9 protein-coding genes and 1 pseudogene are annotated in these 13301 nt (G+C 43.6%); 1 reads left to right on the top strand and 9 read right to left on the bottom strand.

From position 1 onward, the window contains the following. Window positions 1-258: 258 nt before the first annotated feature. The 8 genes from NHH16_RS14500 to NHH16_RS14470 form a co-directional block, all read right to left on the bottom strand. Entirely contained in the window at window positions 259-2553 is a 2295-nt protein-coding gene (locus NHH16_RS14500) for a glycoside hydrolase family 3 C-terminal domain-containing protein (RefSeq protein WP_172488350.1), read from the bottom strand. Between the two features lie 121 nt (window positions 2554-2674). After that, window positions 2675-2926: a helix-turn-helix domain-containing protein gene (locus tag NHH16_RS15800; RefSeq protein ID WP_416389397.1), complete on the bottom strand. Its 252-nt coding sequence runs from the start codon at window positions 2924-2926 to the stop codon at window positions 2675-2677. An 8-nt stretch (window positions 2927-2934) separates the two neighbouring features. Then, entirely contained in the window at window positions 2935-3447 is a 513-nt protein-coding gene (locus NHH16_RS14495; protein WP_262070314.1) for an NAD-dependent epimerase/dehydratase family protein, read from the bottom strand. A 166-nt stretch (window positions 3448-3613) separates the two neighbouring features. Beyond that, window positions 3614-5086 (bottom strand): MFS transporter, encoded by a 1473-nt coding sequence (locus tag NHH16_RS14490; RefSeq protein ID WP_262070313.1) that lies wholly within the window; start codon window positions 5084-5086, stop codon window positions 3614-3616. 113 nt (window positions 5087-5199) lie between these two features. Continuing rightward, window positions 5200-6768, bottom strand: a complete 1569-nt coding sequence (locus tag NHH16_RS14485; protein WP_262070312.1) for a sialate O-acetylesterase — start codon at window positions 6766-6768, stop codon at window positions 5200-5202. Between the two features lie 62 nt (window positions 6769-6830). Next, window positions 6831-7871, bottom strand: coding sequence for an alpha/beta hydrolase (locus tag NHH16_RS14480; RefSeq protein ID WP_262070311.1), 1041 nt, complete (start codon window positions 7869-7871; stop codon window positions 6831-6833). A gap of 13 nt (window positions 7872-7884) precedes the next feature. Then, window positions 7885-9189, bottom strand: a complete 1305-nt coding sequence (locus NHH16_RS14475) for a family 43 glycosylhydrolase (protein ID WP_262070310.1) — start codon at window positions 9187-9189, stop codon at window positions 7885-7887. 191 nt (window positions 9190-9380) lie between these two features. Beyond that, a complete protein-coding gene (locus tag NHH16_RS14470) occupies window positions 9381-11798 on the bottom strand; it encodes a glycoside hydrolase family 2 TIM barrel-domain containing protein (protein WP_262070309.1) in 2418 nt (805 codons plus the stop codon). Window positions 11799-11980: 182 nt separating this feature from the next. Here NHH16_RS14470 and NHH16_RS14465 point away from each other — a divergent pair, with 182 nt between their 5' ends. Next, on the top strand, window positions 11981-13006 hold the full coding sequence (locus tag NHH16_RS14465; protein WP_262070308.1) for an AraC family transcriptional regulator: 1026 nt from the start codon (window positions 11981-11983) through the stop codon (window positions 13004-13006). On the opposite strand, the pseudogene NHH16_RS14460 reads toward NHH16_RS14465, so the two are convergent. Beyond that, window positions 13003-13301: pseudogene (locus NHH16_RS14460) on the bottom strand (hypothetical protein); the annotation flags it as partial. The gene NHH16_RS14465 and the pseudogene NHH16_RS14460 sit on opposite strands and share 4 nt — an antisense overlap.

The following is a 13301-nucleotide window of genomic DNA, read 5'->3' as shown; positions in this document are numbered from 1 at the left end:
CAATGTTCAATGTTCGGCTTTGCCGAAATAATCACTCGAGATTCCGAGAGACTATTGTTTACTTAATTGTATTTTACCGCTTAACCTTTACTTATATGTTTACTTTTTCCATAATATGTTTTTAAATTAATGAATTTTAAGACAGAATGAAAGAGACTGCCACACAATGTGAAAACCCGCAAGGGTGACAGCCTCATTATCAAACATAACCATATTCAAAAAACAAATACCTCTTGATAATAAATATCACAAACAACGCTATTTATTACCTAACGCCTGATTCATGCCCTGAATCATCAACTCAATCTGTGCTGCCATCTCTGCACCAGCAAAGCTTGCCAGAGATTTTAGGGGCATTCCATGCATCATTGCCTTCATCATTTCTGCACCCGTACCAAGGGTATCCTCAACATTTTCTGTTGGATCTGACTGCATGGCTCCCATCGCTCCCTGCATATTCTGCATCAAACCTCCGATGATCGGTGCGGTCACAGGATGCGCCATAAGCTCTCCGATCGTTGTCGCTCCACTGACGTACAGCGGAAGCTGCTTTTCGGTCTTGAAGGAAAGTTCCCCTCTCAAAGCAATCTCGTCACTTGCATGTCCTATCAACACCTCGTAAGTTCCTGAAGGTGCATACCAATCGCCAAGCCCTTCATGGTAGAAAGATAAATCCCTTGCAGTAAGTGCAAATTCTACAGTCTTTGTCTCACCCGGCTGCAACTCTACCTTAGCAAAGCCCTTTAGTTCCTTCACAGGACGCCCTGCTGTGCCGTTTTTATCGCTGACATAAAGCTGTACTACTTCCTTACCGACCATACTTCCTGTGTTTTTAACATCTACAGTTACTTTTACGCAACCCTTATCATCCAGACTTTCTGCAGGCATATTCAGATTACTATACTCATATTCCGTATAAGAAAGTCCATGTCCGAATGCCCAGCGCACTGGCATTTTTCTGGCATCATAATAACGGTAGCCTACATAGATTCCCTCCGCATAATCCACATTTACTCCGTCACCGGGGAAATTCAGGTAACTTGGATTATCCTCCAGACGGAGTGGGAATGTCTCTGCCAGACGTCCCGAAGGATTTACTTCTCCATAAAGAAGTTTATCTGTTGCTTCTCCCACGCCCTGACCGCCAAGATACATTTCCAGAATAGCTGCTGTCTTATCTGCCCAAGGTACTTCAACCGGACTTCCATTGTGCAGCACAACAACCGTGTTAGGCTGTACTTTGATAACTTCCTCAATCAGTTTATTCTGGCATGCAGGAAGTTTCATATCCTTTCTGTCATAGCCTTCCGATTCAATCAGATCAGGCAGTCCTGCGAAAATAACTGCCACTTCAGCATCCTTTGCCGCCTGCACAGCCGCCGCCAGTTCTCCCGCGTTTTCTTCATCCTTATCAAAAGGGAATCCTTTCACATAAGATACTGGTCTGCCTTTTTCCTTTGCACTCTCCAATGCGGAAGTTACTTTACTGGAATTAATATGACTGGAACCGCCTCCCTGATAACGGGGTTTTTCAGCATATTCGCCAATGTATACTACTTTTCTTCCTTCCTTCAACGGAAGTATTCCATTATTCTCCAAAAGAACTGCACACTCTGTCTCTATTTTTACCGCTTTTTCATGATCTGCATCCCTGTCAAACACAGCTTCCGGATGGCGGTTATCCGCATAAGAAAACAATACCTTTAAAATACGCTCTACTGCCTTATCAAGCAGCGCCTCATCCAGACTTCCATCTTTTACTGCCGCAATGATCTTGGCATCATTTACCCCATGGCTGCCCGGCATCTCCAGATCAAGTCCTGCAACAATCCCTGTCACACGGTCTGCCACCGCGCCCCAGTCTGTCATAACATAGCCTTCAAATCCCCACTCGTCCCGTAAAATCTCTGTCAAAAGATGTTTGTTTTCAGAGGCGTATTCTCCGTTAATCTTATTGTAACTGCACATAATCGTCTTAGGCTGCGCTTCCTTTACCGCTGTCTCAAATGCAGGTAAATAGATTTCCCGGAAAGTACGTTCCGACAAATTAGAAGAACAACTCATACGGTTATACTCTTGATTATTTGCGGCATAGTGTTTCATGCTCGTTCCCACGTCCCAGCTCTGTACACCTCTGATATAGGAAGCAGCCATTTTTCCTGCAAGATATGGATCCTCGGATAAATATTCAAAATTCCGTCCACAGAGAGGGCTTCTCTTAATGTTTACAGCCGGTCCCAACAATACACTTAAATTTTCTGCCTGACATTCTTCCCCAAGGGTCTTTCCCATTTCGTTCATCAATTCCGTATCAAAGCTGGAAGCCGTGGCACAGGCTGCCGGAAAACAAACCGCCACAATACTCTCGCCAATCCCAAGATGATCTGCCTCGCCGGGCTGCTTTCTTAATCCGTGAGGTCCATCTGATACCATAACCTCCGGGATACCAAGTCTCTCCACTTTCTTCAAACGCCAGAAATCCTCGCCGGAACACATCCCGGCTTTCTCCTCCAATGTCATTTCAGAAATAATTTTCTTAAGATCTCTTTCCATAATCTCCATCCCATCCTCTCTCTCATTATATCGATATTGCTATTCCATCTTTACTTTTATGAAAATTTTACCCTCATTTATCCTTCCTGTATTGTCTGATTTTAATATGCTTTATCTGATTTTAATCTTCCAAAAAATTTTTATCCACATGAGTTCTTCGGTACCGTGCCGGTGTCTCTCCTGTTACCTTCTTAAATACTCTGGTAAAATAACTTTGAGGAGAAAGATTCATATATTCTGCAATAATGGCAATTGACCGGTTAGAATATTTCAGCAGATTACAGGAAATCTGTATTTTTTCCTGCATAATATAATCCGTCAAGGTCATTCCTGTTTGTTTTTTGAAAATCCCTGAAAGGTACGCCGGATGCACACCAATCTCTAAGGATGAACTATGGAGGCATCAAGCTCCGGACACCACCGCAAAGCATCTAAAATCAACTGACTCGCCTGCGCCTTGGTAACAGAATAATAGCCAACAAGTCCGTCTGCAGGCAGAAAGTGATCGACCTCTTTGATTTTCTGTCCATGGGGCAATTCAGGAATTGCCCCGGTAGAACTTACATAAACCAATTTTTTTACTTTATGCTTTAAGCACATATCAATAATATTCCGTGTACCATCCACATTGACAGCATAAACTTTGGGATTCGGATTGGGATTCATTGTTACTATACTGGCACAATGTATTACAATAACCTCACTGCCCTCTGGAACAGTAAATAATTCTTCCATGGAATTAATGTCAAGCAAATCCCCATAAATAATCTGCACCTGATCCGGCACATATGCCACAGCCGGATCATCTTTCAATACTAAAGCACGCACTACTTCTTTAGCATCCACTAGCTGACGGGCAATATTACTGCCCAGCAAGCCAGCAGCTCCAGTCAAAAGATAAATCTTACTCAGCCTGCATTTCTCCTTTCAATCCGGCACATCGTATTTTTTCCATTTCCTGCGTGAGAACCTATCAACTTATCTAAGATTCCGCCTGCCATCCGAAGACCGCTCCTTATCTTTTATCAAAACCACAGTTCTGCCTATGTATGAATTCGCCTCAAGCTTTCGATTGGGCAATCGCTTTTTTCTCAGCAATACGCTTCTGAACTTCTACCATGTCCTCTTTACTCAACGAGCAGAAACGCATGGCAACCAGCGTAATAATCCAGCCGATAATAGGGAAACCATACATCAATGCCATTGTTATCCAGAAAATACCTGCCGTCAATTCATCCGTAGGCTGCGGCATTGTTTCTTTATACCCAATCAATGCAATCGCTCCGGTCGCAATAAGTGCACTAACAGAAGATACCAGCTTATCAATCAAACTATATACACCCGTTATAACTGCCGGTATATATTTGCCGCCACGATCCAGCTCATAATCAATGATATCTGCCATAAATGCATTATTTCCGGTTGTAACACCCATCTTCGTTCCATTCATCAGCAACATCAGAAGAACATATACAATCATCAATGGTTTTACGGTTGCAATGCTATGTGTATCTCCAAAAATATAAATTGAAGTAAAGAAAGCAAATGAGATAAGCGTTACTATAAGACAAAACCATGTCCAGTCCACTACCGTCTTCTTGTTGCCGTGTTTTCTAGCATACCCCGCACCAACAAAAGCAAATAATATGGAAGGAATAATTCCTATAGTTGTCAGCTTAGTAGAAATAGCCATATCACCGATAATAATACCTGCAGCCATCGTATTAATGATAGACTGGCTGGCAATCTGTTGTGCAATCTTATCGGAAGCCGCAGATGCAATGTAACACTGCAGTGGACGGTTGCCCTTGAGTACATCCACCATATCCTTTACTTTGAGCTTTTCTTTCTTCATATTTGTTCCGACAAAGTTTTCCGTCTTATCAAACTCCGTAATACCAATACATGTCAGAACAATACCTACTGCAGAAACCCCTACACACACCCAACAGGCAGATGCCAGAAATTCCAGATTAAATCCGCCAAATTTAGGCATAAGCTTCATATAGAATACAAGATTCAGGGTTATAGGAACCAGATAATTAAAAATCGTACTGCAGACGCCAATCATAGGACGCTGCCTTGGGTCATTGGTCATCAGAGCATACAATGTCTGTACCGTCATGTTAAACAAAGTATATCCAATGATATAAAGAACAAACAGGAGTATAAAAGTTACAGTACCCCTTCCTTTCCCTGCTGCCCAGTTATACATCATAAGCAATGCAAGAACCATGATCGCCCAACCGCTAATCATCAAGATACGCACCTTACCGAAACGAGTATTCACTTTGTCATAAATGAACGCAAGCATCGGATCGGTAATTGCATCAAAAATACGGGTAAAGGTCAAAATCCCCCCTACTGCCACTGTCGCAATACCATACCCGATACTTGCCGTATAGTTTGCAAGACCTATGAGAGAATAGAACCCCATTCCAATAAAAGCACTGGTAGATACCATGATGATCTGCCATAATTTTGCGCGCCGATACATCACCCCATCGGCTCCGCCTGATCTGTTTTGAGACATAATTAAATCCTCCTTCTCTACATCCTTAATTTTTTCGCCATAGTATTATTATAGAGGAAATCAAAATTACCCCTGTTTAAAAATTGCTGATTTTATTTAATGTTTCATGCATTTTATTTTCTTTTTTGCAACACAAAAGGAAATGCCGGAAGCCCATTTTCGTTAAAAAGACATACTTGGTAATAAGGCGTCTGGGCAAAAGTAACCGTAATTTCATTTGATATAATGGAATCCTTCATGGACACCATTAGTGTATCTCCGCTTACGCTCCATCCGGTAATCGCACACATCTCTCCATCTGCATAAATCTCCAGTCCCTGAACTTCCTGACCTTCCAGATGCAGACTGGCAGCATTGTCAAATCGAATACATATCTGCTTATCCTGTACTTTCATTTCTGCGGCAATAGGAGCATCCCCCTGCACCGTTTCTCCATATACGTGCTGCCTTGCACTCAATGCCATACGCATTCCAATTGGCTGCTTATTTTTAGGATGAATGTCAAACCTGTTTCCACAATCCGAAGTGGAAATCATATAGACATTATTAATATGCTCCCATGCATCAAACTGTTGTTTCCTGAGTTCCGGGAATTTATCCCCCCTGCACTGCATCCAGCTTTCAAAAGGTGCAAGCTGGGCATATATGACCGGAATATCCTCTGCCCAGTCCTTCCGGAGCTGCTCCACCAACCGGGTAAACAGTTTCTCATAAATATCCGGATGCGTGTCATCACTTTCTCCCTGATACCAGATGACTCCCCTGATGGTAAAGCCTGCAGCCTTTGACAGCATGGACTCATACAACCCGCAGGGGCGATTCTCATCATGCGGACCTGTCACCATAAAACTCTCCTGTGACATGCCGCTGTTTTCTGCCGCTCCTCCCTGCATATCCATGCCTGCTCCGGCTGCCAGTTTTCCTACATGCTGCATTACCTGTTCCATCGTTACCGTATTTTTCATCATAAAATCGTTGATCATTTGGGCAAAAGGGCTTCCCATTCCCTTTCTCTTCGCATAACTTATCTGGTAGTATGCTTCCATATCCAAATGTGCAAGATTCTCTTCATACTCACGCAGATACACTGCCAGTTCTTCGTCCGCCTCCAACATCTCCCGGCTGATCCATGCTGATGCGGAAGTTCCTCCCCAATTACAGCTGACTATTGCCACCGGTATGTTATAATGCTTCCGCAGCTCCATTGCAAAATATACAGCTACCGCCGAAAAACTTCCAATCGCCTCCGGAGTAAGACATCTCCAACAGTTCCAGTCCTGATTACTTTTCAGCCCCTCTTCTTCTTCCCCTTCAAAGGAATACTTTGCCACTTCATAATAACGTAAATGCTCATCCGGCCGGCTGCTTTTCATTTCTTCAAACTGACTGTCATACTTCATGGGAAATTCCATATTGCTCTGTCCGCCGGCAAACCATACCTCCCCAAAATCCACATTTCTTAGCACAACATCATTTCCTATCCGGACAGTTACATTCTGTGCTGCTTCCTGCGGGGGAAGAAAAAAAGCAAAATCTCCTTGCGGCAGTTCTCTTTCAGCAACTTCCTTTTCATTCATATAAATAGTTACCGTCTTCACTTCTGAACTGGTTCCCCATACTTTGCATGGCTTATTTCTCTGAAACGTCATGCCATCTTGAAATATTTTTGCTAATTTGATCATAGACTCTCCTTGTTTACTTGTTCTATCTCTGTCTTTTGAATGTCAATGGATCACAAATCACTTCATCTTTGATTGGGAATCATGGAAAGCTGACCGTTAACCTGCTCTATTACTTCTTTAGGCATATGAGCATACTCCAATATCTGCCTCAGTTTCATCCCTGATACCATGGACATCATCTCCGGGGTCATCTGTGAAGCTTCCTGTCCTCCCGGTCTTTCCTGGTTTCCTGCACCTCCCAGAAAACCTTCCACAACCTTCCGCCCTTCCGGATTTCCCATCACATAACCAAAAGTGCAGTCAACAGATAAAAACTCTCCATCATTATCCGTCGCATGCGCCTTGCATACGGGCTTGGTCATTTCGCCGTTTCCAAAATCCCCAAATATCTCTTTCAGCCACCCGATGGAATCGGCCACCCAGTTAGGAACACGTGAAGAAATAGTTGTATCACGACTCTGAACAGAAGTATCGCAGGTTGAAAATCCATGAGGCCCATAGGAATAAATATGGCTTTCAAATGAAATATCCGCCTGAACCAACGCTTCCATAAACCGGATACTGTTCATAACAGGAACAATTTCATCTGTCCGTGTTGCAAATATAAAACAGGGACAGGTATTTTTATCCACACTGGGAATCGTATCCGGCGCAGTCGCACAACAGCCCTTCACATCGGAACCTGTCACCGGATATCCCAAAATTGCTGCATTAGGACGATTCTCTGACATTGTCGCCGCTGCTGCCGCCAAATGCCCTCCCGCTGAAAACCCAATTACTGCAACTTTATCGGAAAATACTTTCCACTCTTCTGCCCTCTTGCGGATCATTTCCATTGCCTGTTCATAATCCTGCAGGGGATTCGGCCACACAGAATGTTTCCCAACCGAATATCTAAGGATAAAAGCCTGATATCCTGCTTTCAGATAAGGCATTGCGACCGGATCGGCTTCTCTTTCAGAACAGAACTGATATCCACCGCCGGGAAGAATTAAAACTGCCGGGCGTTTGCAGATATTCCGGAATTCTCCCCCGGTATCCAGAAGATAGGCCGTTAATGACACTTCTCTTGCTTCATTCAATACAATTTTTTCTACTTTCATGTTCTCGATCCTCCTATGATAATGTAAATTCTAAAATATCAATACTGCCCTCTCCTTGATAACGAAGGAACAGTGGACAACGCGAAACTGCAATATCTGTCCTCTCCGCAACAATCCGTTCAGGCATAAAATCCGTTTCAGATACCGCCCAGTCATCGCTTTGCGAAAGCAGTATTTCTGCAACAGCTTCTCCGAATTCTCCGTTTAAGATCTCAAGCTTCCCTCTGGCGCCGCGGGTTACTACCGAAAGATGTCTGGTATTGGTCATATCAAAATACTTGTAACCTGCCTGACTGCCATCCTCAAGCCCTGTAATATAGGAAACCGGCGCATCCTTTGCTGTCTCCCCGTTATTCTCCGCCTCTTCCGGCTCCGGCGGATCATAATCCGGCCCATCCTGTGTCACACACGGACCTGTCACCGCCATCGGGTTAAACATTTCTCCAGCCGGCTTCCCCATCAGTACACAGGCGATATATGCCGGATAAGTCCCACTTCCTTTCAACGGACCGTCATTAAGACCGCAGCTTGTGGATTCTACCATATCAATGGTTCCATCCGGATGAATGGCGATCTTCTCAGCCACACCCTGCCGGGAAAAAGGACTTCCATTTGTCACACGATGATCAAAAATATACCATTGTCCTTTTATGCATACCAGACCTCCATGACTGTTTCCCATTGGATAAGAAGCCTGCATAAGACTGCGTCCCTGATAACCAATATTACTGGAACAATGGATTGCCCCCTTATGAACAAAATCTCTGTCTGGGAAACGGCTCATGGCGTAGTTCAGCCCCGTCATGTTTGTTGCCGGATAAACAAGATAATACCATTCCCCAATATGCCGTATGGATGCCCCCTCAAAAAAATTCGGTTCTGTATACACCCATTTTGCAGGAAGGAGAATTTGGGGCTTACTTATCACCGTAAGCATATCTTCAGCTAATTCCATCACGAAGCAGCCCTTAATCTCATGTCCGTATTGTCCGTTCTCCGGCTGGCTGCTACCTGTATAAAGCCATATTCTTCCGTCATCATCCACCAGAACTGCAGGATCAAAGGTAAACCATTCTTCAGGTTTGGTTCCGTAAGCATGCCCGTCCGGCAGGCTCACATCTCCCAGATACTCATATTTCCCTGCCGGTTTATCACAAACTGCCACCGAAATAATGCTGGAATTCACTACAAAGTAATAGAGATAATACCGCCCATCCGGTCCCTGCACACAATCCGGAGCATAATATGCCTGATTACGTGTATTCCACGGTGTCTGGTCTTTCCGGAAAATTACGCCTTCATATCTCCAATCTGACAAGTCCTCTACTGGTGCAGACCATGCCACATAGTCGTTTTCACAATACCCTTCGGCGCCAAACCTGTCATGACTTCCAAAAATATACAACCTATCCCCAAATACTCTGGGCTCCCCATCCGGAATATATTCCCACGCCGGCAGATAGGGATTATATGCTTGACGTTTCATCTTCACCATCCTCCTTCTAAGACTTACTTTTCTTTCACATGAATAGACACTTCTTTTGTACCAAGTCCCTCTCCGCTTACTTTTACTAATATGCTTCCTGACTTTTCACCTGCCCGAATTACCGCCTGTGCTTTCCCATAGTAAGTTGTATGCTGTCTGCTATGGAAATCTTCTCCCATATTCGGCTTGGCAGAACCAAACGCCTGCAGCGTGCCCGCACCGCTTACCTCTATCGATATAGGCATATCCTCTGATGATTTCGTGATTCCATCCTCGCCCACAAGATCAATGTTCAAATAGCACAAGTCCTGTCCGTCTGCCAGCAGTTCCGTCTTCTCCGCATCAACAGCTAAAACCGTCTTACCTTTCGCTGTCTTTAATGCGTTTCGGGAAATTTCCTTTCCCTGCGCATCATAAGAAACCGCCGTAATCGTACCTTCTTCATAACGTACATTCTTAAAGACTGCCTTGTATTCTTTTACTGTTTTTCTTCCGTAAGATTTTCCATTGACAAGCAGTTCTGCCTCTGCTCCGTTTGAATAAACTGTTACCTTGGTTTTTCTTCCTTCACAGCCACTCCATGACCAGCTTCCCACGGCATCCGTATCGCGCCACATAGACACAGAACCCAGATCCCCGGCATGTGTCAATGGCTCCACACCGATTCCGGGCGTATTCGTTAATCCCCAGATAAGCCTGTTCCACTGCACCTCAGGACGGATTTTCCCACAGATATCAATAACACCGCAGCCGCCGGAAATAATCGGCGCATCATTTCCCGGTTTTTTAAAGCTCTTATACCGAACTGTCCCGATACCAGCCTCGCCAAGATAATCCCACCCCGTCCACATGAAATCTCCTATCACATAAGGAAGCTTTTTCACGAGCTGCCAGTTTTTATATAGATTTTTAGGAAGTGTCTCCGATCCCACAATCACACGGTCGGGGTGCAGATCTTTGTCTATCTCATAGCGGGAGGCCGCATAATTATATCCTCCGATATCAAGACTTGCGAACGCTTCCTCTGATGCTTTATCCGCCGCCGGTTTGGCTGCCATTTTTTCAATCATTCCGCCGGCCATATTCATCAACATATTGAAAAAAGTACTGGTAGGAGCATTGTCCATCGTCTGGCTTCCATTCTGGTTTTCTTTCTTCTTCCCCTTTTTATCTTTCTTTTCACCGTAAATACCTCCTCCTTTTGCCGTCATACTGCAAAGCATAAGGTTAACTCCCAGAGTTACCGGTCTTGACGGGTCAATACTTCTTGCAAACTCAGCCATTTTCCGACAGTACTCCTGACCTTCCGGCAACGCAAGCTCCGAAATTTCATTACCAATCGAATTCATGATCACGCTTGGATGGTTATAATTTTTAAGCACCATCGCCCTTAAATCCTGCTGCCAGTTCTTTCTAAAATCAGTGTCGGCGTAATCATATGGATTTTTATGTATCAACCATTGATCTGCAAATTCGTCCATGACATACATACCAAGTTTATCGCATGCCAACAGCAAATCCTTTGATGCAGGATTGTGGGAACACCGGATAGCATTAAAACCTGCCTCCTTCAAAATACGTATTCTACGCTCTTCTGCTTCTTGAAAAGAACATCCTCCAAGGATACCATTATCATGGTGAATACATGCTCCCCTAAGAAGCACTTCTTTCCCGTTTACCAGAAAGCCTTTTGTATCCCACGACAATGTCCGGATTCCCAGAAATCCTTTTACACAATCAACTGCCTTTCCATCATTAATCAATTCTAACTGATATTCATATAAGTAAGGATTCTCCGCGTCCCAAAGCTGCGCTTTCGGTATGTCCAGTGACAACTTTGCCAATGAGTCCTTGACCTCTGTCAGACCTTCAGCAATTTTCCTGCCCTTGTCAAATATTAATGCTCTCAGCTGTTCCCCGCCCGTAACGTCAGCCTCAATTTGTATCCTGTCAATTTCCGGTGTTGTGATTTTTACTCCCTCCGGCTGAATATAACATTCCTCTCCCACATAAAGGTTCACTTTACGATAGATTCCACTGCCAGAATACCATCTGCTGTTCGGGCATTTTGAATTATCAGCAACCACTTTAAGCTGATTGCTCTCTCCATATACAAGACCATTCTCTAACGGCACATAGAAATTAGAATACCCGTATATATTTGTGCCCGTAAGCTGTCCATTCAGATATACCTGCGCCTGCTGATAGATTCCCTCGAATTCCAATATTATCTTTTTGCCTTTCCATTCAACCGGTGCTTCAAAAGACTTCTCATAGACGTATGTTCCACCCGGAAAGTATCCACATGCCCCTGCCGTAACTGATTCTCTGCTTCTCTGCTCATAAATCATGGCATCATGGGGAAGAGCTACTTCTTTTTTATCCTTTTCATGCCCTTCCTTATAAAATATCCATTCTAAATTAAAATCTGATTTGACCATACCTTCTCTTCCTCCCATTTTATATTCTTTACACAGATAATAAGCCGTAGTATAATTATAAATGATACAGTTATCGTTTTATATAGCATTTAAAAGAACTTTTTCCATTTTTATATCATATTCAATTCAAGGAGCTTAACATGTATCACCTCAGTACAGGTACTACAGGAAAATGGAATATTGTGGGCGACTATAAAACTATCCTGGAACCATCCGGGTTCGTGCTGCCCTTTAACTACCGGACAGAAGTTCCCTTTGAACTTTTCTTATGCACAAGCCTTCCCGATAATCCGAATGCCCGTTTGATTATCATGCATTCATCACCCAGTTCTTCCCTCTATACTTCCTTCAGCAATGCAGAAATTGCGCCTTATATAGATAACGGAAAACTTCATCAGCATGACTTCTTTGAATTAATGTTTGTTATTGAGGGTACCGTATATCAAAACATTGAATATGAACGGCATGTTTATCCCGCCGGAAGCTGCTGCCTAATTAATACAAACACACAGCATATCGAAGAATATCATACCGCATCAAGAATACTGTTTCTGCAGTTATCCAAAAATTTTGTCAGAAACCTGTTTACCGCGGAACAATATTTCCCGACGGAAGACGCCCCCTGCAATGAACTGATGAAGAATTTCTTTCTCCAGACTCTGCATCAGGAAAATCCTGAACAGAAAGAGTATATTGATTTCATTCCCCTTAGAGACGCTTCGTGGGTGAAACAACACATCCATTCCATATTTGAAAAAATGTTCCATGAAATACAGGAACCTGTCTTTGGCTCCTCTTTCCGGCTCCGCGCCCTTTGTATGGAATTGTTCTGGCATCTGTTTGACCAAAATAACTATCAAAACACACCCGTCAAACCCGGAACTGAATCGGAAAGAATACTGTTTGAACAGCTCTCACAATTTATGAAAAAAACAGGCAGAAAAGTTTCCCGCCGACAGCTTGAGGAGAATTTCAACTATTCTGGAGACTATCTTTACAAAATAGTACGCAAGTATACAGGCCTTGGAATTTACGAGTATAGTTCTTCCCTCTGTATGACAAGAGCAGCGCAGTTACTGCTTTCCTCCAAAATGAATATTAATGAAATCGCAGAACTGCTTGGCTTTTGTAACTATACCCAATTTTATAAAGCCTTTGAGAAATATTATCATATGACCCCAAAGGCTTACCGTAAGACCATGCATTAATCTCCGCTCTGCTCTTCCACCTTTTTAACCAACATACGATATTGACGAAACAAAAGCAGCATGCTGACTGCCACAGACAGTATATCTGCTGCCGTATGTGCCGCAGCAATACCGGACAATCCCATTAACCCGTGAAACAGATACAAAAACGGAATCAGAAGAATTCCCTGCCGGAGTACTGACATCACAGTTGCCGGAACCGCACATCCGGAAGCCTGTACAAAATTAGTACTCAGATAGTACTTTATCGACGTTCTGCTTGACCCACTTGAAATAAGCCTCGACCAATGGCTTT

This window comes from Ohessyouella blattaphilus (assembly GCF_024721265.1).
Classification (GTDB): Bacteria; Bacillota; Clostridia; order Lachnospirales; family Lachnospiraceae; genus Aequitasia; species Aequitasia blattaphilus_A.
This window is presented reverse-complemented; position numbering and strand designations above follow the sequence as displayed.

Bases quoted from the DNA above. Each gene is read 5' to 3' on its own strand.
- NHH16_RS14500 (WP_172488350.1), bottom strand. From the start codon at position 2,553: ATGGAAAGAGATCTTAAGAAAATTATTTCTGAAATGACATTGGAGGAG.
- NHH16_RS14490 (WP_262070313.1), bottom strand. From the start codon at position 5,086: ATGTCTCAAAACAGATCAGGCGGAGCCGATGGGGTGATGTATCGGCGC.
- NHH16_RS14485 (WP_262070312.1), bottom strand. From the start codon at position 6,768: ATGATCAAATTAGCAAAAATATTTCAAGATGGCATGACGTTTCAGAGA.
- NHH16_RS14480 (WP_262070311.1), bottom strand. From the start codon at position 7,871: ATGAAAGTAGAAAAAATTGTATTGAATGAAGCAAGAGAAGTGTCATTA.
- NHH16_RS14470 (WP_262070309.1), bottom strand. From the start codon at position 11,798: ATGGTCAAATCAGATTTTAATTTAGAATGGATATTTTATAAGGAAGGG.